Annotated in this window: 21 protein-coding genes; 11 read left to right on the plus strand and 10 right to left on the minus strand. The window is 61.1% G+C overall.

Annotated features, from left to right (window positions below; all coding sequences use genetic code 11):
* A partial coding sequence (locus KUV72_RS12285) for a type I secretion C-terminal target domain-containing protein (protein WP_222238618.1) occupies positions 1-328 on the plus strand: 328 nt, incomplete at its 5' end.
* Positions 329-676: 348 nt separating this feature from the next.
* On the plus strand, positions 677-3,829 hold the full coding sequence (locus KUV72_RS12290) for an Ig-like domain-containing protein (RefSeq protein WP_222238619.1): 3,153 nt from the start codon (positions 677-679) through the stop codon (positions 3,827-3,829).
* Between the two features lie 73 nt (positions 3,830-3,902).
* Here KUV72_RS12290 and asd read toward each other — a convergent pair whose 3' ends face one another.
* From asd to leuC, 4 genes are all read right to left on the minus strand, one after another.
* Complete coding sequence (gene asd / locus KUV72_RS12295; protein ID WP_222238620.1) at positions 3,903-5,015, minus strand: aspartate-semialdehyde dehydrogenase; 1,113 nt, start codon at positions 5,013-5,015, stop codon at positions 3,903-3,905.
* Positions 5,016-5,153: 138 nt separating this feature from the next.
* Complete coding sequence (gene leuB, locus KUV72_RS12300; RefSeq protein ID WP_206943232.1) at positions 5,154-6,227, minus strand: 3-isopropylmalate dehydrogenase; 1,074 nt, start codon at positions 6,225-6,227, stop codon at positions 5,154-5,156.
* A 65-nt stretch (positions 6,228-6,292) separates the two neighbouring features.
* Positions 6,293-6,946, minus strand: coding sequence for a 3-isopropylmalate dehydratase small subunit (leuD, locus tag KUV72_RS12305; protein WP_206943234.1), 654 nt, complete (start codon positions 6,944-6,946; stop codon positions 6,293-6,295).
* 3 nt (positions 6,947-6,949) lie between these two features.
* Positions 6,950-8,395: a 3-isopropylmalate dehydratase large subunit gene (gene leuC / locus KUV72_RS12310; protein ID WP_222238621.1), complete on the minus strand. Its 1,446-nt coding sequence runs from the start codon at positions 8,393-8,395 to the stop codon at positions 6,950-6,952.
* 370 nt (positions 8,396-8,765) lie between these two features.
* On the opposite strand from leuC, the gene KUV72_RS12315 reads away from it, so the two are divergent.
* Together KUV72_RS12315 and KUV72_RS12320 are read left to right on the plus strand one after the other, a co-directional pair.
* The gene (locus tag KUV72_RS12315; RefSeq protein WP_206943238.1) at positions 8,766-9,674 is read left to right on the plus strand and encodes a LysR family transcriptional regulator; all 909 of its coding nucleotides are present in this window, start codon (positions 8,766-8,768) and stop codon (positions 9,672-9,674) included.
* A gap of 122 nt (positions 9,675-9,796) precedes the next feature.
* Positions 9,797-11,140, plus strand: coding sequence for a hypothetical protein (locus KUV72_RS12320; RefSeq protein WP_222238622.1), 1,344 nt, complete (start codon positions 9,797-9,799; stop codon positions 11,138-11,140).
* A gap of 89 nt (positions 11,141-11,229) precedes the next feature.
* Here KUV72_RS12320 and KUV72_RS12325 read toward each other — a convergent pair whose 3' ends face one another.
* Positions 11,230-11,742 carry a zinc ribbon-containing protein gene (locus tag KUV72_RS12325; protein WP_206943242.1) on the minus strand — a complete coding sequence of 171 codons (513 nt, stop codon included), beginning with the start codon at positions 11,740-11,742 and terminating at the stop codon, positions 11,230-11,232.
* Between the two features lie 228 nt (positions 11,743-11,970).
* On the opposite strand from KUV72_RS12325, the gene leuS reads away from it, so the two are divergent.
* The 7 genes from leuS (at position 11,971) to KUV72_RS12360 (ending at position 19,683) form a co-directional block, all read left to right on the plus strand.
* Positions 11,971-14,547 carry a leucine--tRNA ligase gene (gene leuS, locus KUV72_RS12330; RefSeq protein ID WP_222238623.1) on the plus strand — a complete coding sequence of 859 codons (2,577 nt, stop codon included), beginning with the start codon at positions 11,971-11,973 and terminating at the stop codon, positions 14,545-14,547.
* A gap of 93 nt (positions 14,548-14,640) precedes the next feature.
* Positions 14,641-15,132 carry an LPS assembly lipoprotein LptE gene (gene lptE, locus KUV72_RS12335; protein ID WP_222163430.1) on the plus strand — a complete coding sequence of 164 codons (492 nt, stop codon included), beginning with the start codon at positions 14,641-14,643 and terminating at the stop codon, positions 15,130-15,132.
* Between the two features lie 7 nt (positions 15,133-15,139).
* Complete coding sequence (holA, locus tag KUV72_RS12340) at positions 15,140-16,201, plus strand: DNA polymerase III subunit delta (RefSeq protein ID WP_222238624.1); 1,062 nt, start codon at positions 15,140-15,142, stop codon at positions 16,199-16,201.
* A gap of 291 nt (positions 16,202-16,492) precedes the next feature.
* Positions 16,493-17,662, plus strand: coding sequence for a GGDEF domain-containing protein (locus KUV72_RS12345; protein WP_206943249.1), 1,170 nt, complete (start codon positions 16,493-16,495; stop codon positions 17,660-17,662).
* A gap of 248 nt (positions 17,663-17,910) precedes the next feature.
* On the plus strand, positions 17,911-18,300 hold the full coding sequence (locus tag KUV72_RS12350; RefSeq protein WP_222238625.1) for a PA2779 family protein: 390 nt from the start codon (positions 17,911-17,913) through the stop codon (positions 18,298-18,300).
* A 4-nt stretch (positions 18,301-18,304) separates the two neighbouring features.
* Positions 18,305-19,255 carry a PA2778 family cysteine peptidase gene (locus tag KUV72_RS12355; RefSeq protein ID WP_222238626.1) on the plus strand — a complete coding sequence of 317 codons (951 nt, stop codon included), beginning with the start codon at positions 18,305-18,307 and terminating at the stop codon, positions 19,253-19,255.
* Complete coding sequence (locus KUV72_RS12360; protein WP_409995892.1) at positions 19,252-19,683, plus strand: DUF488 domain-containing protein; 432 nt, start codon at positions 19,252-19,254, stop codon at positions 19,681-19,683. The genes KUV72_RS12355 and KUV72_RS12360 overlap by 4 nt, the downstream gene beginning before the upstream one ends.
* A gap of 105 nt (positions 19,684-19,788) precedes the next feature.
* Here KUV72_RS12360 and sthA read toward each other — a convergent pair whose 3' ends face one another.
* From sthA to KUV72_RS12385, 5 genes are all read right to left on the minus strand, one after another.
* Positions 19,789-21,180, minus strand: coding sequence for a Si-specific NAD(P)(+) transhydrogenase (gene sthA / locus KUV72_RS12365; RefSeq protein ID WP_206943252.1), 1,392 nt, complete (start codon positions 21,178-21,180; stop codon positions 19,789-19,791).
* Positions 21,181-21,327: 147 nt separating this feature from the next.
* Complete coding sequence (gene nqrM, locus KUV72_RS12370; RefSeq protein WP_206943253.1) at positions 21,328-21,585, minus strand: (Na+)-NQR maturation NqrM; 258 nt, start codon at positions 21,583-21,585, stop codon at positions 21,328-21,330.
* Positions 21,586-21,934: 349 nt separating this feature from the next.
* On the minus strand, positions 21,935-23,167 hold the full coding sequence (gene nqrF / locus KUV72_RS12375; RefSeq protein ID WP_222163435.1) for an NADH:ubiquinone reductase (Na(+)-transporting) subunit F: 1,233 nt from the start codon (positions 23,165-23,167) through the stop codon (positions 21,935-21,937).
* 63 nt (positions 23,168-23,230) lie between these two features.
* The gene (gene nqrE / locus KUV72_RS12380; protein ID WP_206943255.1) at positions 23,231-23,848 is read right to left on the minus strand and encodes an NADH:ubiquinone reductase (Na(+)-transporting) subunit E; all 618 of its coding nucleotides are present in this window, start codon (positions 23,846-23,848) and stop codon (positions 23,231-23,233) included.
* Position 23,849: 1 nt separating this feature from the next.
* On the minus strand, positions 23,850-24,518 hold the full coding sequence (locus KUV72_RS12385) for an NADH:ubiquinone reductase (Na(+)-transporting) subunit D (RefSeq protein WP_206943256.1): 669 nt from the start codon (positions 24,516-24,518) through the stop codon (positions 23,850-23,852).
* Between the last annotated feature and the right edge of the window lies 1 nt (position 24,519).

Consider the following 24,519-nt stretch of genomic DNA (forward strand, 5'->3'; position numbering starts at 1 on the left):
GCTAGGTGACGCAGGTACCGTGACGTTACCCAGCACAGACGTCATCAAAGATTTCACGCTAGGGACCTTTGGCGTTGATGAGAATGCTGACAAGCTGGACATCTCTGACCTTCTTCAAGATGCCACCGCACAAGATGTCGACGACTACGTGCGCGCACATCAGGAGGGTGAGGATACCGTTCTTTCTGTCAAGACCCGTGGCGGCATTGGTGATGATGGCGAGGGTGCTGAGCAAGTTATCACACTGATTGGGGTCGATATGGAGGGAGATTCGAGCACCAGCTTCTTGTCGAACCTTATCAGTAGAGGACAGCTTGAAGTTGAATAACACTAGCCACTCTCGTCTTCATCGTTAATTTACCTATATATCTTGTCCCTGACCGAAAGCTCTCGCTTAGCGGGAGCTTTCTTTTCGCCTTCCTCATGCATCACTCCCTACAGCACCTCACGATCACTACGGCGAAAAAAAGACGAAATAAGCCAACGTATAGCACGATCAATCTGCAAAATAATACTAGCCGAATATGCATACTATCGTTAGAAATATGCTCCAACACATTACTTTCCCTGCTCTATCTCACGATACCTGAACACCGGTACAGTACTCACCTTTCTATTCCTTGATATAGGTTTAGTTTTCTACCGCCGAAAAAAACCTACTATCCGAGGATATTTCATGAGCACTGAGTTACCTATCGACGCTCCTGACACCACTTCACTGCTACCAGTGAAACTGCTTGGCCTCGAAGGCGCTGCCTCGGACACTCTGCTCGAGACATCAGGCCTCTCCCGAAGCGAGGCTCACAACGATCGTTCCAAGACGCCCTATTCCGACTGCGAGCCCGACACTGAGCACGCTCGGGCGGTGGTTGACGAGGATGGATTGGCATCCGGAATTGCCGGCGGCCTTAACGACGTTATCGGCGAAAACACTATCGACGGAGGAGTGCTTGGCTATCATTTCGGACAAGATGGCCAAGGCGGATTCCAGTGGGTCTCTCGCTCACTTCCCAGCCTGACCTCGGCGGGACACCCTGTCACCTGGACCATTAGTGACGACGGTCAAACGATCACTGGCAGTAGACACCAGGACACGCCAGTGATTCACATACGACTCATAGACGTGTCCGTGGGGCGCTACGACATTCAACTACTCGCCCCCCTGGATCACCCACGAGGCATCGTCGAGGACGATATCTCCTTCGATCTTGACTACGTCATCACTGATGGGGACGGCGACACCGCAACAGGCCGGCTGGAAATCATCATCGATGACGATACCCCCGTCTCACGTCATCGTCTTATAACAACGGATAGCGGCACATCCATTGCTATCGACGTGTTCGACGGCGTTTCCTTTGGTGCCGATGGTCCTGGTCAGCTCGTTAGTGCCAGCGTTCAAGGCGGCAGCGATATTGGGACACTCGTCTCTTTGCCGGACGGCAGCCTGTGGTTTGTCCCAAATACGCACTTTAGCGGTACGGCCATCGTCGACTACACGGTGACAGACGCGGATGGCGACCCGGTCGATGGCCAGCTCTCCATCCAGGTTAGTGCCCCCGACGACAGGCCTATTACACCCGAGACAGATGGAAACCCGGAGACCAGTGCTCCCGTGGCGGCCGTTGACGAGGATGGGCTCGCGAATGGTCTTGCTGGTGGTATCGGGGATACCCCTGGTCAAACCGTCGTTGCCGTAGGCCAGCTTGGCTATCACATCGGCAACGATGGCTTTGGCAGCTTCCTCTGGTCTACTGACGGTCTTCCCTCCATCACCTCTGGAGGCCATCCCGTGGCCTGGGCTCTTGAGGACAACGGCCTTGTTGTCTTGGGTACCGACGTTCACGGGCAGCAGGTGATATCGATCCAGCTGACGGATGTTGCCAGCGGCAGCTACTCAGTGACACTGCACGGCCCCTTGGACCATGCCGTGACTGACGCCGAGGACGACATCCCTTTCGCCATTGGCTACACCATCACCGACCGCGATGGCGACAGCGCGTCAGGCGTTCTCAATGTCCTGGTCAACGACGATAGCCCCGAGGCGAGCGATGATGTTGCCAGCGCCGACGCGGGCGCCCCCCTCATCATCGATGTGCTGGCCAACGACTCTCCCGGCGCTGACGGCCTGGATCGCATTACCAGCGCCAGCGTCGACGGCGGTTCTGCTATCGGTGAAGTCAGGATCAATGCCGATGGCAGCCTGACCTTCACCGCCAACCCGGCTTTCGATGGCACTGCAACGCTTTCCTACACCCTCATGGATCGTGATGGAGATAGCAGCGCCGCCAAAGTGGCCGTGCGTGTCCTTGCGGCGGACGACGTCCTCCGGGTCGGTGGCAACGACGACAACAGCATGACCGGCGATGCGGGCAGTGACGTCTTGATCGGGGATATCGGCGGCACTCAGCAACATATCGTGCAAGGGGGCGACTACAATGTCGCGATCATGATCGATGCCTCTCAGAGCATGCAGAGAGAGGCTGAGGGCGGCTACACTCGACTTGAACTGGTGCAGCGCTCACTCCGCTCGCTGATTCGGCAGCTCGCAGATCATGAAGGCACCATCAATCTGCGCCTGATCACCTTTAACCGTGAGCTCAGTGACACCCTTCAAATCAACCATCTTGGCACGGAAGATGTTGCCAGAGCCCTCTCCTTCATCAACCACATCGCCACCCAGAACGGCACCAATTTTGAGTCCGCCTTTGCAGATGCCAGCGACTTCTTTGAGCGAGTGAGTCACAACGGCTTCGATAACCTGAGCTACTTCTTGACCGACGGCCGGCCCAACAGTTACTTGAACAATGCGGGTGAAGCAGTGACTCCTGGCGATGGCATGTCCACGACGCGCGTCGTCATGGGGCAGAGTATTGCCGCCTTCAAGGAATTGTCGGATTTCTCCGAGGTTCACGCCATAGGCGTCAGCTTCCTGGCCAAGGAGCAACAACTGCAGTTCTTTGACAATACCGGCCAGACCGGCCGTGAGACACTGACTCTGGAAGATGGCCAGGTCTCTGGCATGGTTGGACAACCACAGCGAATTACTAGTGTCACCGAACTCGACGCAGCATTGCAAAACGACAGCACGACGGTAGCTCCGCTGGTAGTAGGCAGTGACAGGCTGAATGGCACCCAGGGTAATGATGTGATCTTCGGGGATACCCTGAACACAGATCACTTGTCGTGGATCAATCAGGACTCAGGCGTCGCCTTTTCGGCTGGCAGCCACGACGGGCTAGGCTATGCGGGATTGACCGAATATCTACGCTGGGCCGTGAACGACGGGACGGTTCCGACGGAGGATGACATCATCCACTACGTCAGAGAGCACTACCAACAGCTAAGGGACATCGGCCGCGTCGATGGTGGCAATGACATCCTTGCGGGAGCGAATGGCGATGACGTCCTGATAGGTGGAGGCGGTGACGATCTCCTTATCGGAGGAAGCGGCAACGACATACTGATTGGTGAGCTCGGCGCCGACACCTATGAGTGGCGCACCGCAAACCAAGGGACGACCGATCAACCTGCGCTGGATGAGGTCAAGGGATTCCGGTCGGGGCACTTCGGTGTCGATGCAAATGCTGACAGACTTAACCTGGCAGATCTGCTGGTGGATGCCAGCAACGGCAGCGTCGAAGACTACGTTGTGGCAAGCGGGGAACACAACCGAGTAGAACTGGCGATCAAGACGGACGGCGGCATTCACTTGGATGGGAGTAACGCTGATCAGCGGATTGTTCTGACAGGACAGATCGACTACTCAGGAGACGGCAACGACTTCCTTCATCAGCTGATCGCCAACGGGCAGCTCAACATCGAGTAATTCGCAACAAATCGGGGCACCCTGAGGTGCCCCGATACTTGTCACTATCTTGTCCACTGCCTTGACGCCAGTCTTAGCGTTCGCGCAGCACCTTGAGCATCCGCTTGAGCGGCTCGGCGGCCCCCCACAGCAGCTGGTCACCCACGCTGAAGGCGCTAAGATACTCGCCGCCCATGTTCAGCTTGCGCAGACGTCCCACCGGGATGTTCAACGTGCCGGTTGCCGCGGTCGGCGTCAGCCCGTCGATGGTGGCGTCCTTGTCATTGGGAATGACGCTGACCCACTCGTTGTGGGCAGCAATGCGCTCTTCGATCTCATCCAGCGGTACATCCTGGCGCAGCTTGATGGTGAACGCCTGGCTGTGGGAGCGCATGGCACCGATACGGACGCACAGGCCATCGATCGGCACCGGCGCGTCCTGGCGACCGAGAATCTTGTTGGTCTCGACGAAGCCCTTCCACTCCTCGCGGCTCTGACCATTGTCGAGCTTGGAGTCGATCCACGGCAACAGGCTACCGGCCAGCGGTGCACCAAAGTTGTCCGTCGGAATCTCGCCGGAGCGCATGGCCGCAGTGACCTTGCGATCGATATCCAGAATCGCGCTGGCGGGATCGGCCAGCTCGCTGGCCACGCTGTCACGCAATCCGCCCATCTGGTTGAGCAGTTCGCGCATGTGCTTGGCACCGGAGCCTGACGCCGCCTGATAGGTCATGGACGTCATCCATTCGATCATATCGGCTTCGAACAGACCGCCAAGGCCCATCAGCATCAAGCTGACGGTACAGTTACCGCCGACAAAGGTCTTCGCGCCAGCATCAAGCTGAGCGTCAATCACCTTGCGGTTGACCGGATCAAGCACGATGGTGGCATCATCGCTCATGCGCAGGGTGCTGGCAGCGTCAATCCAGTAGCCCTTCCAGCCACCGCCACGCAGGTCCTCATAGACCTTCTTGGTGTAGTCACCGCCCTGACAGGTGATGATCACGTCCAGCGCCTTCAACGCCTCGATATCGAAGGCGTCTTTCAGCGGAGGCACGTCCACACCTACGTCGGGGCCGGCCTGACCAACCTGGGAGGTGGTGAAGAACACCGGCTCGATGCCGTTGAAATCCCCATCTTCCACCATCCGCTGCATGAGCACGGAACCCACCATGCCACGCCAACCGACGAAACCGACTTTCAACATGTGAAGTCCTCTAGAAATCGAGTGAGACAATCATTATACAGAAACCGGCAGCACCTTTCAGATGCTGCCGGTAGGCTTTCCGCTTCACCCTCGCGAGACGCCGATGGCCCCTCGCTCAGCGTTGTGTTCCGCTCTCGCTCAGTCCAGTGCGGCGAGCACCGCGTCACCCATCTCGGCAGTGCTGACCTGGCGGGTGCCCGGGTAGGCGATATCCGCCGTGCGAAGCCCCTGATCCAGCACCTTGCCCACCGCCGCCTCGATGCGCTCAGCCATGGCTGGCTCATTAAGAGAGTAGCGCAACATCATCGCCACCGACAGAATCGTGGCCAGCGGGTTGGCGATGCCCTTGCCGGCGATATCCGGGGCACTACCGTGACAAGGCTCATACATGCCCTGACCGGATTCATTGAGAGACGCTGAAGGCAGCATGCCGATGGATCCCGTCAGCATGGCGGCGGCGTCCGACAGAATATCGCCGAACATGTTGCCGGTTACCACCACATCAAACTGCTTGGGCGCACGCACCAGCTGCATGGCCGCGTTGTCCACGTACATGTGGGACAGCTCGACATCGGGATACTCTGGTGCCAGACGCTCCATGACCTCACGCCACAGAATGGTGACTTCCAGCACGTTGGCCTTATCCACGCTGCACAGTTTCTTGCCGCGCTTCTGAGCCATCTCGAACGCGACACGCCCGATGCGCTCGATCTCGCTTTCGCTGTACACATAGGTATTGAAACCGACCCGCTCACCGCCACGTTCTTCGACACCACGGGGCTGACCGAAGTAGATCCCGCCCGTCAGTTCACGCACGATCATGATGTCGAGCCCAGACACAACGTCGGGCTTGAGCGTTGAGGCTTCTGCCAGCTGCGGATACAGGATCGCGGGGCGCAGGTTGCCGAACAGGCCCAGCTCCTTGCGCAGGCCCAGGAGCCCCTTCTCCGGGCGCTTGCTGAGGTCCTCGATGGTATCCCACTGAGGGCCTCCCACCGCCCCCAGCAGAATGGCGTCGGCCTGTCGCGCCTTGGACAGCGTCTCGTCAGGCAGCGGCACCCCATGCACGTCATAGGCACCACCACCCACCAGCCCCTGCTCGACCTCGACGTCCAGCCCTTTCGCCTTCAGGGCGTCCAGCACGCGAGTGGCCTGGGCGGTAATTTCCGGTCCGATGCCATCACCGGGAAGGACAAGAATCTTGCGGGTCATAACCATGTATTCCTGAGACAGTGCAAACAGTCACCCGGCCTGCTCCAGGCCGGGCGGTAAATCGCCTAGGCCTTGGCGGGCTCGCGGAACAGCCACGGACGAGCGGCCCGATGGCGAGACTCAAAGGCCGCGATGGCGTCTTCATCCTGGAGGGTGATGCCAATGTCATCCAGCCCTTCAAGCAGACAGTGCTTACGGAACGCATCTACCTCGAACTCGAGAATCTCGCCACTGGGTGTCGTCACCCGCTGGTGCTCAAGATCCACATCGAGGCAGTACCCCTCGTTGGCGTGCACTTCAGCAAACAGACGATCCACCTGATCTTCACCCAACGTGATCAACAGGATGCCGTTCTTGAAGGCATTGTTGTAGAAGATATCGGCAAAGCTCGGCGCGATGACAACGCGGAAGCCGAAGTCCTCCAGCGCCCAGGGCGCATGCTCGCGCGAACTCCCGCAACCAAAGTTACGGCGCGCAAGCAACACCTTGGCCCCCTGGTAGCGCGGCTGATTGAGCACGAAGTCCGGATTCAAGGGACGCTGACTGACGTCCTGACCCGGCTGCCCTTCGTCCAGGTAGCGCAGTTCGTCAAACAGGTTGACGCCAAAGCCGGTGCGCTTGATCGACTTGAGAAACTGCTTGGGAATAATCAGGTCGGTGTCGACATTGGCGCGATCCATTGGCGCCACCAGACCTTCGAGGCGTTCGAACTTTTGCATGGCTCAGGCCTCCTGGCGAGCGGTAGTGGAATCAAAGCTGCGCACGTCGACAAAGTGTCCGGCGATCGCAGCGGCGGCGGCCATGGCCGGGCTCACCAGGTGGGTGCGACCGCCATACCCTTGGCGACCTTCGAAGTTACGGTTGGAGGTGGAGGCACAATGCTCTCCCGCACCCAGCTTGTCGGCATTCATCGCCAGGCACATGGAACAGCCGGGCTCGCGCCATTCAAAGCCCGCCTCGATAAATACCTTGTCGAGACCTTCCTGTTCGGCCTGACGTTTCACCAGACCGGAGCCGGGCACGACCATGGCCAGCTGAACGCTGTCCGCCACCTTGCGGCCACGGGCCACCTTGGCCGCTTCGCGCAAATCCTCGATGCGCGAGTTGGTGCAGGAGCCGATGAATACCTTGTCGAGCCGGATATCGGTAATCTTCTGACGTGGCGCAAGGCCCATGTATTCCAGCGCACGGGTGATGCCGGTGCGTGCGGTGTCGTCTGCCGTCTGAGCGGGATCCGGCACCTCGCCACTGATTCCGGTCACCATTTCCGGGCTGGTACCCCAGCTGACCTGAGGCTCGATGCTCTCGGCGGCGATGGTCACTACCTTGTCGAAGACGGCATCGGCATCAGACACCAGCTGGCGCCAGTCAGCCACCGCTGCCTCCCACTGCTCGGCGGTAGGTGCGAAGGGACGTCCGGCGAGATAGTCGATGGTGGTATCGTCGACGGCAATCAGCCCAACCCGTGCTCCTGCCTCGATGGCCATGTTGCAGACTGTCATGCGCCCTTCCATGGTCAGGCTCTGGATCGCACTACCCGCAAACTCGATCGCATACCCGGTACCGCCAGCGGTGCCGATCTCGCCGATGATGGCAAGCACCACGTCCTTGGCGGTGACGCCCTGACCCAAGGCGCCCTCGACACGCACCTGCATATTCTTCATCTTCTGCGCCAGCAGACACTGGGTCGCCAGCACGTGCTCGACCTCAGAGGTGCCGATCCCGTGGGCGAGCGCGGCAAAGGCGCCATGGGTGGCCGTGTGAGAGTCACCACACACCACGGTCATGCCGGGCAGGGTTGCACCCTGCTCAGGGCCGACCACATGCACGATGCCTTGACGCGGATCATTGATGCGGAATTCCTCGATGCCAAACGCATCGCAGTTGTCATCCAGCGTCTGGACCTGGATCAACGACACTGGATCCTTGATTCCGGTATTGCCCTCAGCCCGCTCTTTTACGGTCGTTGGCACGTTGTGATCGGGGGTTGCCAGGTTGGCATCCAGGCGCCAGGGCTGGCGACCGGCGATCCTGAGCCCCTCGAACGCCTGGGGCGAGGTCACCTCGTGGAGCAGCTGCCGATCAATGTAGATCAGCGCCGTGCCGTCGTCGCGCTCTTTCACCAAGTGCTGCTGCCACAACTTGTCGTAAAGCGTCTGGCCTGCCATGCGGAATCTCCTGCCTCAAGTCCTGCCTCGAGCGTTTGCGTCAAGGTCTGTCTAAGCGTTGCGGAGGCTTGCCACGGACCGCCATGTCGGCTGGCTCGGTATCCGTGTGTCATGCCTCTCTGCGTGCTGCCACGGTGTAAGGGTATCGCTGATCTTTTCAGTGCCACTGCCCAGTGGCTTGTGCTGTGACCGGGTCGGGTTATCACAACCAGGTGCCCTGTCGGGTCATGCTGCCGGGTCATTCTGCCGGGCTAGCCGGGCACGTCGCGCTGGCGATAGAACGAGTCTCGCGCCACTCGCCAATAAAATCAATTCATGTTATTTATTCAAACGATTCCTGTATGGAATACATCTTTTTCTGGAGCCCGTCATGGATACGCAAAGTCTGCAGGCGTTCCTGGCGGTGGCGGACAGCGGCAGCTTCTCTCGCGCCGCGGAACAGCTGCATCTGACGCAGCCGGCTGTCAGCAAGCGCATCGCCACCCTGGAAACCCTGACCCGTGCGCGCCTGTTCGACCGTATCGGCAGGCGCGTCAGCCTGACCGAAGCGGGACGCCTGCTATTGCCCAGGGCGCGCCAGATCCTGGTCATGGTCGACGACAGTCGCCGGGCGCTTGGCAATCTTACCGGCGATGTCTCGGGCGCCCTGATTCTAGCGACCAGCCATCACATTGGCCTTCACCGCTTGCCGCCTATTCTGGAGGACTACGTCAGGCGTTTTCCCAAGGTGCGGCTGGACCTGCGCTTTCTGGACTCGGAACAGGCCTATCAGGGCGTGCTGGACGGCGACATCGAGGTCGCACTGGTCACGCTGTCTGCCGCGCCAGACAGCCAGCTGCATGCTCGCCAACTGTGGACGGACGAGCTGAGCTTTGTCGCGTCTCCTGAACATCCGCTGTCTCGAGAGCACCCGCTGGACCTGGCGTCCCTGGCACGCCACGACGCACTTCTGCCGGGCCCGCTGACCTTCACCCGGCAGCTGATCCTCGAGCGGCTGGCCGCCCATGGCCTGGTGCCTACCGTAGGACAGTCGACCAACTATCTGGAAACGCTGAAAATGATGGCTACCGCTGGGCTAGGCTGGACCCTCTTGCCGGACTCCATGGTCAGGCGCGAGATTGTCGATGGACGGCTCGTTAGACTGATGCCAGACGCCCAGCCTATCCATCGTCCCCTCGGCTACCTGACCCACCGGGACCGGACGCTCTCCAATGCGGCCCGCTCACTGCTGGAGCTGTTTGACACGCATGCAGAAACGCCTGCTGCCGCTGCCGATTGACACCTGGTCGTCGTAAGGTGCCTCCCTTCATGACAGCGCACCTTGCCAGCACACCGAACTCGTCACTCGACCCACTTCGTCACTCGACCCAACAGGACCACCAACGCCAAAGGGACTCAGGCATGCACACCTCATCCGCCGCGAACACGCCTCCGCTGCCCCCCTTGCGCCATCGCCTGGCGGCGCTACTGCTGCTTACCGGCTTGGCCATGCAGGTTGCGAGCATGCTGGCGCCATGGCTGCCGAGCGTGAGCGTCAGCCTCCCGTTCTGGCTCGCCAGCGCCCTGCTATGGCCGGATATCCCTCGGCGAAACCAGTGGCAGGCGGGTGTTCTGGCGCTACTCGGCGTCCTCTTTCTGGCCGTGGCAATGACGCTGTTCGATGCGCGCCCAGCGCTGATGACGTTGCTGGACGGTAACGCCTTCGTGGTGGCCATGTTGACCGGCGTCAGCTTCATCGCGCTGATCGGACGCCCGCCAACGCGCGAGCCCACAAGTCAGCCCGTCACGGGTCGCAGGGGGTTGATCGGGACCTGGCTAGGGGTCCATCTGCTCGGTGGCATCCTCAATCTGTCCACCGTCTTCATGGTCGGTGATCGCCTTGAGCGGCGCGGCCCTTTGTCGGAGCCTCAACTGCTTGGGCTCAACCGTGGATTGTCCAGCGCAGCGCTGTGGTCACCCTTCTTCGCCGCCATGGGTGTCGTGCTGTCCCTGGCGCCGTCACTCCAGTACACCACCCTGCTCAGCGTTGGCCTTCCGCTGGCCTTCGCTGGAGGGCTCTACAGCGTGATTGAACTGTCACGTCGCTTCGACGTGTCGACGGTGCCAGGCTTCTCACTATCCCCTGCTAGCCTGTTGATGCCGGCCGTCATCGCCGTCCTGGTCATGTTGTTCCACTTCGTCGTGACACCGTCACTGACGATCGTCAGCATCATCACCTTTCTTATGCCCCTACTGGCTATCGTGACGAATCTTGCACGGGGACTGAGCGTGGCCCGCGAACGCATGGTCCGGCACTTCCACTACCGACTGCCGGGCATGCGCGGGGAGATCACCCTGTTTCTCTGTGCCGGTCTGTTGACCAAGGGACTGTCGGTACTGGTGGATGCGGCAACGGCGGGCAACTGGACGCTCTTCCCCGAGTTTGGCGCGCTCGCCGCGGCCTCAAGCTACCTGGCCATCGTCATCAGCGCGATCGCTGGCCTGCACCCGATCATTGGCGTGTCGGTACTGGCCTCCATGCTGGAACTGGACGGCCCCCACCAGACCCTATTTGGCTTTGTCGCGCTTGCCTCCTGGGCCGTAGGCACCAGCGTCGGCCCACTGTCGGGCATCAACCTCTCGCTGCAGGGACGCTACGGGGTCAGCGGTTACCGCATGATGCGACACAACTTGCGTTACGCGCTGGTCATGTCACTGCTGGTGCTGGCCGCCATCGCCTGGCTCGGCCACGCCGTGGCGGCCTAAGCCCAGTCCAGGTCGCAAGGGCGCGCATTCACTCAGCGAAGGGGCCGACGCCCCTTCGCCCAAGCATCGTCACCCGACACCCGTACGCCTCAGGCAGCGCGCACGAAATAGCGATGCCCGCATTGGTGGCATGGTTCAATGCGCGTGACGCCGTGCAGCTCGACAGCCGCATCGCAGTGCACGCAGGACATCCGTCCCGGCGCGGCAAGTTCGCCCGCCGTATAGTCGGCACGGGACGCCTCCAGGTCGTCTTCAAGCCTCTCGCGCTCGATGACGCTGCGGTCGGCAATGGACAACAGCGAATCCACCACCTTTCTCGACAGAATGGTCAGGTCAATCCCCAACCAGCTGGCGACCCCCTCTCCCCCGGCGGCCAGGTAGCGGCGCATGTCTCTCAGGTCACGCTCGACCCAGGCTCGCAGCAGCGCCAGCTCATCCTTGGTGTATTCCTCAAGCTCTGCCTCGAACTCGACCGCGTCGTCCAGATCCTTCTGCAGGTTGTCCCAGGTCAGGTCCTCGGCGCCTTCCTTGAGGCGCGCAAGCATCCGCTCATAGCCGTCCCTCAGCCGATGCTCTCCTGGATTGGAATGCTGTTCACTCATGACCGTATCCTCCTTGAGATGAACGTTGCTGCCCGGACTTACCAGGCGCAACACAAGCGGCCCACCATAGCCGGACCCCAGGCAGCTGGGGTATCCTTGCGTGCATCATTGCCGCGCCGGTGGTCGCCGCGCTAACTGTTGATTCTGCACAACCCTGCCACCGGACGATACCCACACCCTGCGCGCCGCCTTGGGCGCGCCTTGATTGCAAGGTACTCGAAGACCGCGATGGACGCCCAGTACAAGCCCCACGAAATCGAACGCGACGCTCAGACATTCTGGAACGACAATCAGTGCTTCAAGGCACTAGAGGACGCGAACCGGGAAAAGTTCTACTGCCTGTCGATGTTCCCCTACCCCAGCGGCAAGCTGCACATGGGGCATGTACGCAACTACACCATCGGCGACGTGGTAACACGCTTCCAGCGCATGCAAGGCAAGAATGTGATGCAGCCGATGGGCTGGGACGCCTTTGGCATGCCTGCCGAAAATGCCGCGATCAAGAACCAGGTCCCCCCCGCCAAATGGACCTACGAGAACATCGACTATATGCGGGCACAGCTCAAGGCGCTGGGCTTCGCCTACGACTGGGACCGCGAGTTCGCCACCTGCGACAGCGACTACTATCGCTGGGAGCAGTGGTTCTTCACCAAGCTGGTCGAGAAGGGCCTGGTCTACAAGAAGATGTCCACCGTCAACTGGGATCCGGTCGATCAGACGGTCCTGGCCAACGAACAGGTCATCGATGGCTGCGGTTGGCGCTCCGGCGCGCCGGTCGAGCGCAAGGAAATCCCGCTGTGGTTCCTCAAGATCACCGACTACGCAGATGAACTGCTGGCAGACCTCGACAAGGTCGAGTGGCCTGAGCAGGTCAAGACCATGCAGCGCAACTGGATCGGCAAGTCCCGCGGCGTAGAGCTGGCCTTCGATGTGGCTGGCGACGACCCGCTGCGCGTCTACACCACCCGTCCTGACACGCTGATGGGGGTGACCTACGTGGCCGTGGCCGCCGGTCACCCGCTGGCCATCAAGGCAGCCAGCGACAAGCCCGAACTGGCCGCCTTTATCGAAGAGTGTGCCCAGGGGGGAACGTCCGAGGCCGAGCTTGCCACCATGGAAAAGCGTGGCATGGCCACAGGCTACGAGGCGATTCATCCGCTGACCGGCGATCGCGTGCCGGTATACGTGGCCAACTTTGTGCTGATGGAGTATGGCACCGGCGCCGTCATGGCCGTGCCTGGCCACGACCAGCGCGACTGGGAGTTCGCGACCAAGTACCAGCTGCCGATCCGCGCGGTGATTGCCGACGCTGACGGCAACGCCCCCGACCTGTCCGCAGGCGCCTGGGTCGAGCACGGCCCCCTGATCAACTCTGGTGAGTTCGACGGCCTCGACTTCCAGGCCGCCTTCGATGCCATCGCCGCTCGCCTCGAGCAGGAGGGCCGTGGCAACGTCAAGACCAACTACCGCCTGCGCGACTGGGGCGTCGCTCGTCAGCGCTACTGGGGCGCGCCGATTCCGGTCAAGTACGGCCCTGAAGGCCAGACCGTGCCGCTCACCGATGACGAACTGCCGGTCGCCCTGCCGCTGGAAGTCACCGTGGACGCGTCAGGCTCGCCGCTCAAGAAGATGCCCGCCTTCAGCGACCTGGGCGACGGCTGGACCCGGGAAACCGACACCTTCGACACCTTCATGGAGTCGTCCTGGTACTACGCCCGTTTCTGCTGTGCCGACAACACCGAGGCCATGCTGGATGAACGGGCCAATTACTGGCTGCCTGTCGATCTCTACATCGGCGGCATCGAACACGCCATCCTGCACCTGCTGTACGCGCGCTTCTTCCATAAGCTGATGCGCGACTTTGGCCTGGTCGACTCAGACGAGCCGTTCCAGCGTCTGCTGACCCAGGGCATGGTCATCGCAGAAACCTTCTATCGGCCCCAGTCCAACGGTGGCAAGGAATGGTTCAACCCGGCCGACGTCGAGGTCAAGCGCGACGACAAGGGCCGTCCGCTTAGCGCCACCCTGATCAGCGACGGCCAGCCGGTAGAGATGGGCGGCATCGAAAAGATGTCCAAGTCGAAGAACAATGGTGTCGATCCCCAGGCCATGATCGATCGCTTCGGGGCCGACACAGTGCGCCTGTTCATGATGTTCGCCGCACCACCGGAGCAGTCGCTGGAGTGGTCCGACTCTGGCGTTGAGGGCGCACACCGCTTCCTCAAGCGCCTGTGGCGCCAGGTCTCCGAACACCTGGACGCCGGTGCGCCGGGCACGCTTGACCAGGCCACTCTTGAGGCGCTCGATGACACCCAGCGGGAACTGCGTCGCAAGACCCACGAAACGATCAAGAAGGCCGGTGACGACATCGGTCGTCGCACCACCTTCAACACCGCCATCGCCGCGGTCATGGAGCTGAGCAACGCGCTCGCCAAGTTCAACGACACCTCCCCAGCCGGCCTGGCTGTGGAGCGGGAGGCCATCGAGGCCTGTGTGTTGCTGCTGGCGCCGATCACCCCCCATGCCTGCCACGCCCTGTGGCAGACACTGGGCCACGAAGGCGCCGTCATCGACGCCAGCTGGCCTGAAGTGGACGACAGCGCCCTCGCTCGCGACAGTATCGAGCTGGTGGTACAGGTCAACGGAAAGCTGCGAGCGCGCCTGGAAGTGCCCGCAGACGCCGACAAGGCCCAGGTTGAAGCCCTGGCGCTGGCCAACGACAACGTGCAGCGTCACGTGGATGGGAAGACGTTGCGCAAGGTCATCGTCGTGCCTGGCAAGCTGGTGAACATCGTTGCCAATTGAATGCACTGGCTCCGTCCTGCACGGGGCTCAACGCTAAATGCAGACCGCCGGGGCATCCGCCCCGGCTTCTCCGTATCGCGACAAGGAGTTCACATGCAACGACGCGACTTCCTCGGCCTGGCCCTGGCCTCAGGCGCAGGACTTTTGTTGGCCGGTTGCGGTTTTCACCTCAGGGGCGTCGGCGGCGAGGTGCTGGCTCTCGACAGCCTGGCGCTGGAAGGTGCCGACACAGACTTTGCCAAGCAGTTGGCCTCGCGCCTTGAAAACCTCGGCACTCGCATCGACGCCGATGCCCCGCTGCGCCTCAACCTGGGTGGGGAAGATATCATTACCCGTCAGGTGGGTGTGCTGGATACCGGCTCACAGGACCAGGAGCTTGTCCTGCGAGTGCCATACTCCATCCAGCGAGCCAGCGACGGCGCCTACGTGGCGGACCGCCAGGCGGTGGAAGTGATCCAGGAATTCTCGATCACCGACGACAACCTGCTGTCCCAGGACGAACTGCGTAACGATGCTCTCGAGGATGCCCGCCGCGAGGCCGTGCGTCAGATGATTGATCGCCTGCGCGCCATCCAGGAAATCTGAGTCGTTCATGAAGGTTTTCGCCGACAAGCTGCCTGACGCCCTGGCAAAATCCATTCCCCCGGTGATCATCGTCGCCGGTGATGAACCTCTGCAGCATATGGAAGCCTGCGACCTGGTACGAGCCAAGGCCAAGGACAGCGGCGTCGAGGAACGCGACGTGCTCCACGTGGAAGCCAATTTCGCCTGGGGTCGGCTGATCGAATCTGCTGCCAGCATGTCGCTGTTTGCCTCGCGCAAGCTGATCGAGTTGCGTCTCGGCAGCGCCAAGCCCGGTCAGGAAGGTGGCAAGGCGCTGAAGGAGTACGCGGAGCAGGCCCAGGGCAGTGACAACATACTGCTGGTCAGCTGTGCCAAGCTCGATGCCAGAGAGCAGAAAAGCGCCTGGTTCAAGGCCCTCGACAAGCTGGGTCTGTTTGTACCGGTGTGGCCGGTCGATGCCTCCCGTCTAGGTTTCTGGCTCAGGGACCGCGCCCAGCGACACGGCCTGTCCATGTCGATGGACGCCGCTCGGCTGCTGGGCGAGCGCACCGAAGGTAACTTGCTGGCAGCAGACCAGGAGCTGCAGAAGCTCGCCCTGATCCTGCCCGCCGGCACACAGGTATCGCCACGGGAGGTGGCTGGAGGGGTCGAAAGCAGCGCCCGCTACGACGTATTCACCCTGGTGGATGCCTGCCTCAAGGCAGAACGTGAACGCGTGCTGCGGATCCTGGCTGGCCTGGCGGCCGAGGGTACTGAACCTCCCATCATCCTGTGGGCCCTGACCCGGGAAATTCGCACGCTCCTCTCCCTGCATCAGCACCTCGATCAGGGCCAGAGCTTCGAACACGCCTGCAAGGCGCAGAAGCCCCCCATCTTTGACCGTCGACGACCCGCCTATCAGGAAGCGATTCGACGATTGCCGCTGAAACGTCTTCACAAGCTGCTGATGTTCGCTCAGCGCCTTGACCTGGCCATCAAGGGCGCCGCGGACCTGCCCCTGGAGCAAGGCATTCAGGACCTTACCCTGACGCTGGCCGGCGGACGTGGCCTGCTGGCCGAAATGCCCTGGGCCTACCGGGTAGCGCAGTAGTCGGCTACGGACGCCTCTACGCTGCCAGACGACTGCCAGACGACTGTCAGATCGTCTGACCGGTCGGCTGGCAGATCTGCTGACCGTTCTGTTGCCAGGGCCGTCGATGCTGACAGCGGGCCTGCCCGCTGCATCAGTGCTGGTGGTAGCGACGGTGATGGGTACTGACGTCGCCGCTGGGGCTACAGGTTCAGGCCCAGAAGAGGTAGTGGCCCGCAGCGTGGCGCAGAAGGCGTAGACTGAGGCAATTCCCGCTTCCCTCTTGCCCACTGAACAGCGGTCCGCCAGCGTATGAACTCTCCCGCCCCCTCCCTCAAGCGGGCCGTCATCATGCCCCTGACCATCGCCGCCACCCTGGTCCTGGCGATGGCCGCTCTGCTGCTGATCTGGCACCTCGGCGAAAATCGACAGCTGCTGGGGGCCAACCACAATGCCTTGATGGTCGACGTCGCCAGGGCCCAGGAAGAAGCGATCCGGCTACGGGCGTTGCTCAACATTCGTGATAGTGACGACGTCAGCTACTTCGAGGAAATGCAAAAGGTAGTGGTCCTGGTTGGCCATCGGCTGCATCGACTCGGTGACTCCATGTCCATGGTCGCCGCCCCCCAGGATGACGACTTCTCCCTCCATGTCTCGAGCTTGAGCGATCAACTCAGTGAGGCCGATGGGCTACAGCAACGTCTGGCCCAGGCGTTGTCTCATCCGCCGGAGCCGCTGACACCAGATACCCTCAAGGCACACACCCTGACGCCGGAAACCCTGATGCTGGCCGAGCGCCTGGAGCTGGCGCTGGAAGATATCTACACCGAGCTGGACAAACGCCTGCACGAGAGTGGCGCCCACTTGATCGAAACCAATCGCGACCTGGCGCTGGCCGTCATTTTACTGGTCTGCATGGTGCTGGCGGTTAGCATGGGCCTCCTCATCACCTGCCTGCGGCTGCGACGCTACAGCCACTCGCTGCGCCAGCTGGCCATGACCGACGAACTGACGCAGCTCAGCAATCGCCGCCAGTGGTTGGGTCAGGTGCACCGGCAGCTCGCCATGCGTCAACCACCGGATAGCCCCGTGGCGCTGCTGCTGCTCGACCTCGACCACTTCAAACAGGTCAACGATACCTTCGGACACCCCACGGGGGACAATGTTCTGGCGGCCTTTGGCATCATGCTCAAACGCCTGGCTCGCCGCGGGGACCTGGCGGCGCGTCTTGGTGGCGAGGAATTTGGCCTGCTGCTCGCCAACAGCAATGCCCACAGCGCCGAGGTAGTGGCTGAACGCATTCGCTGCGAGACCGAACGATTTACCCTGCCCGAACCTGCCCACCGCATGCAGCTGACCGTCAGCATCGGGATTGCGGTGTCTGGCCATCGCGACGACGACTTCGGCACCTTGTATCGACGTGCTGATCAAGCCCTGTACAGCGCCAAACAGGAAGGCAGAAACTGCGTTCGCCTGGGCTAGCGTGCCGCCGCTGTCAGCAACGACGACCGCTTTACCTTGACGGGGGCATGACGGACTCCGCTTTGCCACGCTGAGCACAGACTGGCGTTGCCTGGGCGTGGAATTCATCCCTCCTAGCTACATGAAAAAACTGGTGCATCTTGGTTATACTCCCCCTGTCGCGCGATATCGACGCACAGGAGGTTCGTCGCTATCGGTCGCCATCACAGAACGCTCAACAAGACACCCAGCCCTACAAGGAAGCCGCTATGACCCTTACACTTCGCCGACTGCTGTGTACTGCCCTGATGGTCTGCCTGATCCTTGGCACCGCCAGCGCCAGTGCCGCCACTGCCGTCTCAATGGCCTCCACCAGCGACGTGCTGGCAAGCCAGCAGACACAAGATGCCCGCGAGCGCATCCACAGCGTGCTGGCCCGTGACGATGTCCGCCAGCAGCTGGAGCTGCAGGGTGTCGATCCTGCCGATGTCGAACAGCGTGTCGCCGCCCTATCCGATCAGGAAGCCCAGCAAATGGCTGACCAGCTTGACCAGATGCCTGCCGGCGCCAGCGTTATCGGTGTGCTGTTTGCGGTTTTCGTGATCTTGCTGGTCACTGACATTCTGGGCCTGACAGACGTCTATCCGTTCACGCGGTAAGCCGATGTCTGTCTCGCACGTGATCATGTCGAGCGCCCGCCTGGCGGGCGCTCTTGCGTTGTTGGCTGTGCTCTCAGGCTGTGCCGCTACACCCGACCTGGATACCCGCCGCACGCAATCGCTGTCGGCCCAGCGACTGCTGGACGACGTTCCCTTTCACCCCCAGCGTGACTACCAGTGCGGACCGGCGACCCTGGCCATGTCGCTCAACCATACTGGCGTCGATGTCAGCGTCGACGATCTGATCCCGGATATCTACGTCCCGGCGCGCAAGGGCAGCTACCAGCCGGAAATGCTGGCCGCAACGCGGCGCCATGGGCGCATCCCCTTTGTGCTGGCACCGCGCCTGGAGTCTCTGCTTGAGGAAGTCGACGCCGGGCGTCCCGTGGTGGTGCTCCAGAACCTGTCACTACCCGCCTTTCCTCTGTGGCACTTCGCCATCGTCAATGGCTACGATCTGAATCAGCAGGTGCTGCGACTACGCACGGGCGTAACGCGCCAGGACAGTACCGAGTTTGGGCGTTTTGACGCCACCTGGCAGCGTTCCGATCGCTGGGCCTTCGTTGCCCTGCCGCCAGGCCAGCTGCCGGTTTCCCTCTCGGCCAGCGAGGCGATCCAGGCCACCTCCGATTTTGAACGGGTGCAGGGCGCTGGCAATGCGTTACCGGCCTGGGAGGCCGTCGTGGAGCGTTTTCCGGACGCGGCCATGGCGCGCTTTGGCCAAGCGAACGCCTATCACGCGCAAGGCCGGTTGGAAGATGCCATCGATGCCTGGAGGGCTGCGACGCAATACGATCCTGAGCTCGCCCCCGCCTGGCTCAACCTGGGTCTCACCCTGGCCTCTCAAGATGAGCCTCAGGAGGCGGTACAGGCGCTGCAGCGGGCGGCAGCATTGCCTGGACCCTGGCAGACCAGCGCACAGGAGGCACTGATCGAGCTGGAGGGCACACCATGATGCGCTACGACATCGTCATCAAGCGCGTCTACCAGGCCCCGGCCGACGACGACGGCGCGCGGGTATTGGTCGACCGGCTCTGGCCCCGAGGATGTCGACGGGAGTCACTGGCGCTGACCGACTGGTATCGAGAGGCCTCCCCCAGCCAGGCTCTGCGCCGCCAGTACCATCAAGGCGAGATCAGCCGTGCGGTGTTCGAGATCCGCTATCGCGGCGAACTGCGGGACCACCCGCATAAACTGCTGCCGCTGATGCGACTGGCACGCCGCGGGCGCCTGACGCTGCTGACGGCCACCCGCGAACTCGACGCTTCCTATCTGGCGCAGCTGCGCGAGCGCCTGCTGGAAGCCCTGCAGCAGGAAGACAGGGATGACCTCGAGCCAGCATCGCCGCCATGCATGGCCCACTTGCTTGGCGACAATGACTAGCCGGCACCCGCTCAGCCCATGCGGGGCGAACCCCGCCTGCAGGCGCATCCCGTAGACCCAAAAAAAGGTGCCTGTTGGCACCTTTTCTGGTCATGGCCGCTGGCATCAGAAGACTCGGTTCAAACCATTCTGAGCCGCCACCCGGTAGGCCTCGGCCATCGTCGGGTAGTTGAACGTGGTGCTGACGAAGTACTTCAGCGTGTTCGCCTCGCCTTCCTGCTGCATGATGGCCTGGCCAATGTGCACGATCTCCGACGCCTGGTCGCCAAAGCAATGAATGCCGTAGATCTCGAGCGTGTCCTGATCGAACAGGATCTTCAACATCCCCACCGTATCTCCGGTGATCTGCGCACGAGCGGTATCCTTGAAAAAGGCGTGCCCCACCTCGTAGGGCACCTTGGCTTCTGTCAGCTCTCGCTCGGAACGGCCAAAGGAGCTGATTTCAGGGATGGTGTAGATACCGGTAGGCACCTCGGTCACATAGCGGAAATCCCGATCCAGCAGCTCGTCGCAGGCATTCAGCCCCTGGTCGTAAGCCGCGCTGGCCAGACTCGGCCAGCCCACCACGTCGCCCGCTGCATAGATGTGCGGCAGCGCCGTGCGATAGTGTTCATCGACCTGCAACTGTCCACGACCATTCGCGGTGAGGCCGATGTTCTCAAGCCCCAGCTGGTCGGTATTCCCGGTGCGTCCGTTGGCCCACAGGAAGGCGTCCGCGCGCAACCGCTTGCCTGACTTCAGGTGAACGGTGACCCCATGCTCGTCACCCTCGACGCGCTCGTACTCTTCGTTATGACGAATCAACACACCATGCTTGCGCAGGTGGTAGGACAGCGCATCACTGATTTCGTCATCCAGAAACGACAGCAGGCTACCGCGGTTATTGATCAGGTCCACCTTGAGCCCAAGGCCGGAAAAGATCGACGCGTACTCACAGCCGATAACACCAGCGCCAAAGATAATCAGCGTGCGCGGCGTATGCTGAAGGCTGAGTATGGTGTCCGAGCAGTAGATCCGCGGGTGTCGAAAATCGATATCCGCCGGGCGGTAAGGACGTGACCCAGTGGCGATGATCACCTTGTCGGCGATCAGTTCTTCCTGGTTGTCTCCCTGCCCGCGCACCGTCAAGGTATGCTCGTCCTTGAAGCGGGCAATGCCGTGATACAGATCGATGCGGTTACGCGCGTAGAAGTTGGTACGCATCGCCACCTGCTGATCGATCGTCACCCGGGAACGTTCGCGGACCTTGGGAAAGGAAAACCAGCGGGGTTCACCGATGTCGCGAAACATCGTATTGGTGTTGAACGACATGATCTGGCGAACCTGATGACGCAGCGCCTTGGACGGGATGGTGCCCCAATGGGTGCAGTTACCGCCCACGCGCGCCTGCTTCTCGATCACTGCCACTCGCTTACCGTGCTTCGCGGCGTTGATCGCGGCGCTTTCGCCGGCGGGGCCTGTACCGATCACCACTACGTCGTAGTTGTGCACTGCCATCGTGTCATCCTTATCCTGGAAAAGTCCCTCGACCGTACAAGGGACAGCATCATCATGCAGACGGCGCCCACAGGGCGCCGTCACGGTCAGGCAAACCAAAGCATGCGTCACGCATACCGGTAGACGCAGGCTGCTCGCTGCAACGCCTTATCGGCGGGTGGCGTCGTAGCCCAGATCAAGCCCGCGATTCTCATCGGAGCGGCGACGTGCGCTGGCGGCGCGCTTCTTCGACTCCTCCTCACACACGTCGTCCTTACCGCCACAAATCTCGCAGCCATCCTTGAGGCCAAGCTGGTTAAGCCCGCCGCAGGAGCCGGCGATCGGCTTGCGTCCAAGGATGACGCCGATGGCCATGGCGCCGATAATCAGCAACATAGCGCCAAATACGATCAGGTAGGTGGTCATACGAGTGTCCTCTTGATGGAACGACAGGCCTGCCGAAGTGAGTAGCACACAGCTGCGTGAACCTTGCACCGCATCGGTCTGGGATCAGCCGTCGCATGCTCGGCACACGGGCCTTGCCCCAGCAACACGACCGACGGCCCTGACGCCGTCGAGTCGCACGCCCTGTCGACCAAAGGATTATGCCAGATTTATCCTCTGGGCAGAAACCGTCACGGCGACTACTGCCCTTTGCTTTCTTTCAAGGCACTTTCACGGCGCCTCCAAGACACTTTCCCAGCGTCAGCGGGACCGATAAACGAAAACCTCGCCACGAGGGCGAGGTTTTCGACATGCCATGGTAGGCAAGGCATCAGCCGCCAAAGTCATCCAGCATGATGTTCTCGGGCTCGACACCCAAGTCCAGCAGCATCTTGATGACAGAAGCGTTCATCATGGGCGGCCCACACATGTAGTACTCGCAATCCTCAGGCGCCGGATGGTCCTTGAGGTACATGTCGTAGAGCACGTTATGGATGAAGCCGGTCGGCCCCTCCCAGTTATCCTCGGGCTGGGGATCTGACAATGCCAGATGCCAGTCGAAGTTGTCGTGCTCTTCAGCCAGCTTGTCGTATTCTTCGTTGTAGAACGTTTCACGCCAGGAGCGTGCACCGTACCAGAACGTCATCTTGCGCTTGGTATCAAGACGCTTGAGCTGGTCGAAGATGTGGCTGCGCATCGGTGCCATGCCGGCACCACCGCCGATGAAGACCATCTCGGCGTCAGTGTCCTTGGCGAAGAACTCACCGAACGGCCCCATCACCGTCACCTTGTCACCAGGCTTGAGACTGAACACGTAAGTGGACATCAGGCCGGGCGGGTGACTGGAATTGGGCGGCGGCGTGGCGATCCGGATATTGAACTTGAGAATGCCCTTCTCTTCCGGATAGTTGGCCATTGAGTAGGCGCGAATGACCTCCTCAGTGTTCTTGTGGGAGACGTTGAACAGGCCAAACTTCTCCCAGTCACCACGGTACTCTTCCTCGATATCGAAGTCGGAGAACTTGATATCGTAGGCAGGAGCCACCAGCTGCACATAGCCGCCAGCGCGGAAGGCAACTTCCTCGCCCTCAGGCAGCTTGAGGTTCAGCTCCTTAATGAAGGTGGCGACGTTGGGGTTCTCGATGACCTCGCATTCCCACTTCTTGACGCCGAAGACCTCTTCAGGGACCTGGATCTTCATGTCCTGCTTGACCGGCACCTGGCAGGACAGACGCCAGCCCACCTTCTTCTCACGCAGGGTGAAGTGACTTTCTTCCGTGGGCAGGATGGAACCGCCCCCTTCTTCAACGCGGCACTTGCACTGGGCACAGGAGCCACCGCCGCCGCAGGCGGAAGAAAGGAAGATGCCGTTGGCTGCCAAGGTGTTGAGCAGCTTGCCGCCGGCCTGGGTGGTCAGGGTGTTCTCGGGATCGTCGTTGATCTCGATGGTCACATCGCCCGAGCTCACGAGCTTGGAGCGGGCCGCCAGAATCACCGCCGTCAGACTGATGACGATGACGGTGAACATGACGACGCCGAGCACGATGACTGTTGTATCAACCATGTCGGTTTCCTATTGCTAGCGTTCGGAACCGAGAAGAGTGCTGTGGCACCCTTCCCGTCTCACTCAGAGCTGGATGCCGGAGAAGGACATGAAGCCCAGGGACATCAGACCCACGGTAATGAAGGTGATGCCCAGCCCCTGCAACGAGGCAGGCACGTCACTGTACTTCAGCTTCTCACGAATTCCAGCCAGCGCAGTAATGGCAAGTGCCCAGCCAACACCAGCGCCCAGGCCATAGACCACGGACTCGCCGAAGTTGTAGCTACGCTCGACCATGAACAGGGTGCCACCGAGGATGGCGCAGTTCACGGTGATCAGCGGCAGGAAGACGCCAAGCGCGTTGTAGAGCGAGGGCACGAACTTGTCCAGGAACATCTCGAGGATCTGCACCAGAGCGGCGATAACGCCAATGTAGGACAGCAGACCCAGGAAGGTCAGATCGATGTTCTCGGCACCGGCGATACCGGTCCAGGACAGGGCTCCCTCCGCCAGCAGGTACTTCAGGATCAGATTGTTGACCGGAACGGTGATGGTCAGAACCGCGACCACCGCGATACCCAGGCCAATGGCAGAGGACACCTTCTTCGATACCGCCATGAAGGTACACATGCCCAGGAAGAACGCCAGGGCCATGTTCTCGACGAAGACCGAGGCAACGAAAAGGCTCAGATAGTGTTCCATCTTACACGGCCTCCTTCGGCTGGGTGTTTTCCTTCATCACGAACTCGTTGTCCTCGACCTGCTCCGGGTTGAGGCTACGCAGCACCCAGATGATCAGACCAATGATGAAGAAGGCAGACGGCGGCAGCAGCAGCAGGCCGTTCGGTACGTACCAGCCACCGTTCTGCACGGTCTCGAGGATGGTCACGCCAAACAGGCTGCCGGAACCGAACAGCTCACGGAAGAAGCCGACCGTCATCAGAATGAAGCCATAACCAAGACCGTTACCCACGCCATCCAGGAACGACAGCGCAGGCGTGTTGGTCATGGCAAAGCCTTCAGCGCGACCCATCACGATGCAGTTGGTGATGATCAGGCCAACAAAGACCGACAGCTGCTTGGACATCTCATAGGCAAACGCCTTGAGGATCTGGTCCACCACGATGACCAGCGACGCAATGATGGTCATCTGCACGATGATACGGATAGAGGACGGAATATGATTCCGAATCAGCGAGACGAACATGCTGGAGAATGCCGTCACGAAGATAACCGCCAGACTCATGACCAGAGATACGCTGAGACTGGAGGTCACCGCCAGCGCCGAGCAGATGCCAAGGATCTGCAGGGCGATGGGGTTGTTCTTGAAGATCGGCGTCAGGATGACGCCCTTGGTTGTCGGTGCGGACATC

This window comes from Halomonas sp. DP4Y7-1 (assembly GCF_019800705.1).
Lineage (GTDB): Bacteria > Pseudomonadota > Gammaproteobacteria > Pseudomonadales > Halomonadaceae > Halomonas > Halomonas litopenaei_A.

Bases quoted from the DNA above. Each gene is read 5' to 3' on its own strand.
- KUV72_RS12290 (WP_222238619.1), top strand. From the start codon at position 677: ATGAGCACTGAGTTACCTATCGACGCTCCTGACACCACTTCACTGCTA.
- asd (WP_222238620.1), bottom strand. From the start codon at position 5,015: ATGTTGAAAGTCGGTTTCGTCGGTTGGCGTGGCATGGTGGGTTCCGTG.
- leuB (WP_206943232.1), bottom strand. From the start codon at position 6,227: ATGACCCGCAAGATTCTTGTCCTTCCCGGTGATGGCATCGGACCGGAA.
- leuD (WP_206943234.1), bottom strand. From the start codon at position 6,946: ATGCAAAAGTTCGAACGCCTCGAAGGTCTGGTGGCGCCAATGGATCGC.
- leuC (WP_222238621.1), bottom strand. From the start codon at position 8,395: ATGGCAGGCCAGACGCTTTACGACAAGTTGTGGCAGCAGCACTTGGTG.
- KUV72_RS12315 (WP_206943238.1), top strand. From the start codon at position 8,766: ATGGATACGCAAAGTCTGCAGGCGTTCCTGGCGGTGGCGGACAGCGGC.
- KUV72_RS12320 (WP_222238622.1), top strand. From the start codon at position 9,797: ATGCACACCTCATCCGCCGCGAACACGCCTCCGCTGCCCCCCTTGCGC.
- KUV72_RS12325 (WP_206943242.1), bottom strand. From the start codon at position 11,742: ATGAGTGAACAGCATTCCAATCCAGGAGAGCATCGGCTGAGGGACGGC.
- leuS (WP_222238623.1), top strand. From the start codon at position 11,971: ATGGACGCCCAGTACAAGCCCCACGAAATCGAACGCGACGCTCAGACA.
- lptE (WP_222163430.1), top strand. From the start codon at position 14,641: ATGCAACGACGCGACTTCCTCGGCCTGGCCCTGGCCTCAGGCGCAGGA.
- holA (WP_222238624.1), top strand. From the start codon at position 15,140: ATGAAGGTTTTCGCCGACAAGCTGCCTGACGCCCTGGCAAAATCCATT.
- KUV72_RS12345 (WP_206943249.1), top strand. From the start codon at position 16,493: ATGAACTCTCCCGCCCCCTCCCTCAAGCGGGCCGTCATCATGCCCCTG.
- KUV72_RS12350 (WP_222238625.1), top strand. From the start codon at position 17,911: ATGACCCTTACACTTCGCCGACTGCTGTGTACTGCCCTGATGGTCTGC.
- KUV72_RS12355 (WP_222238626.1), top strand. From the start codon at position 18,305: ATGTCTGTCTCGCACGTGATCATGTCGAGCGCCCGCCTGGCGGGCGCT.
- KUV72_RS12360 (WP_409995892.1), top strand. From the start codon at position 19,252: ATGATGCGCTACGACATCGTCATCAAGCGCGTCTACCAGGCCCCGGCC.
- sthA (WP_206943252.1), bottom strand. From the start codon at position 21,180: ATGGCAGTGCACAACTACGACGTAGTGGTGATCGGTACAGGCCCCGCC.
- nqrM (WP_206943253.1), bottom strand. From the start codon at position 21,585: ATGACCACCTACCTGATCGTATTTGGCGCTATGTTGCTGATTATCGGC.
- nqrF (WP_222163435.1), bottom strand. From the start codon at position 23,167: ATGGTTGATACAACAGTCATCGTGCTCGGCGTCGTCATGTTCACCGTC.
- nqrE (WP_206943255.1), bottom strand. From the start codon at position 23,848: ATGGAACACTATCTGAGCCTTTTCGTTGCCTCGGTCTTCGTCGAGAAC.
- KUV72_RS12385 (WP_206943256.1), bottom strand. From the start codon at position 24,518: ATGTCCGCACCGACAACCAAGGGCGTCATCCTGACGCCGATCTTCAAG.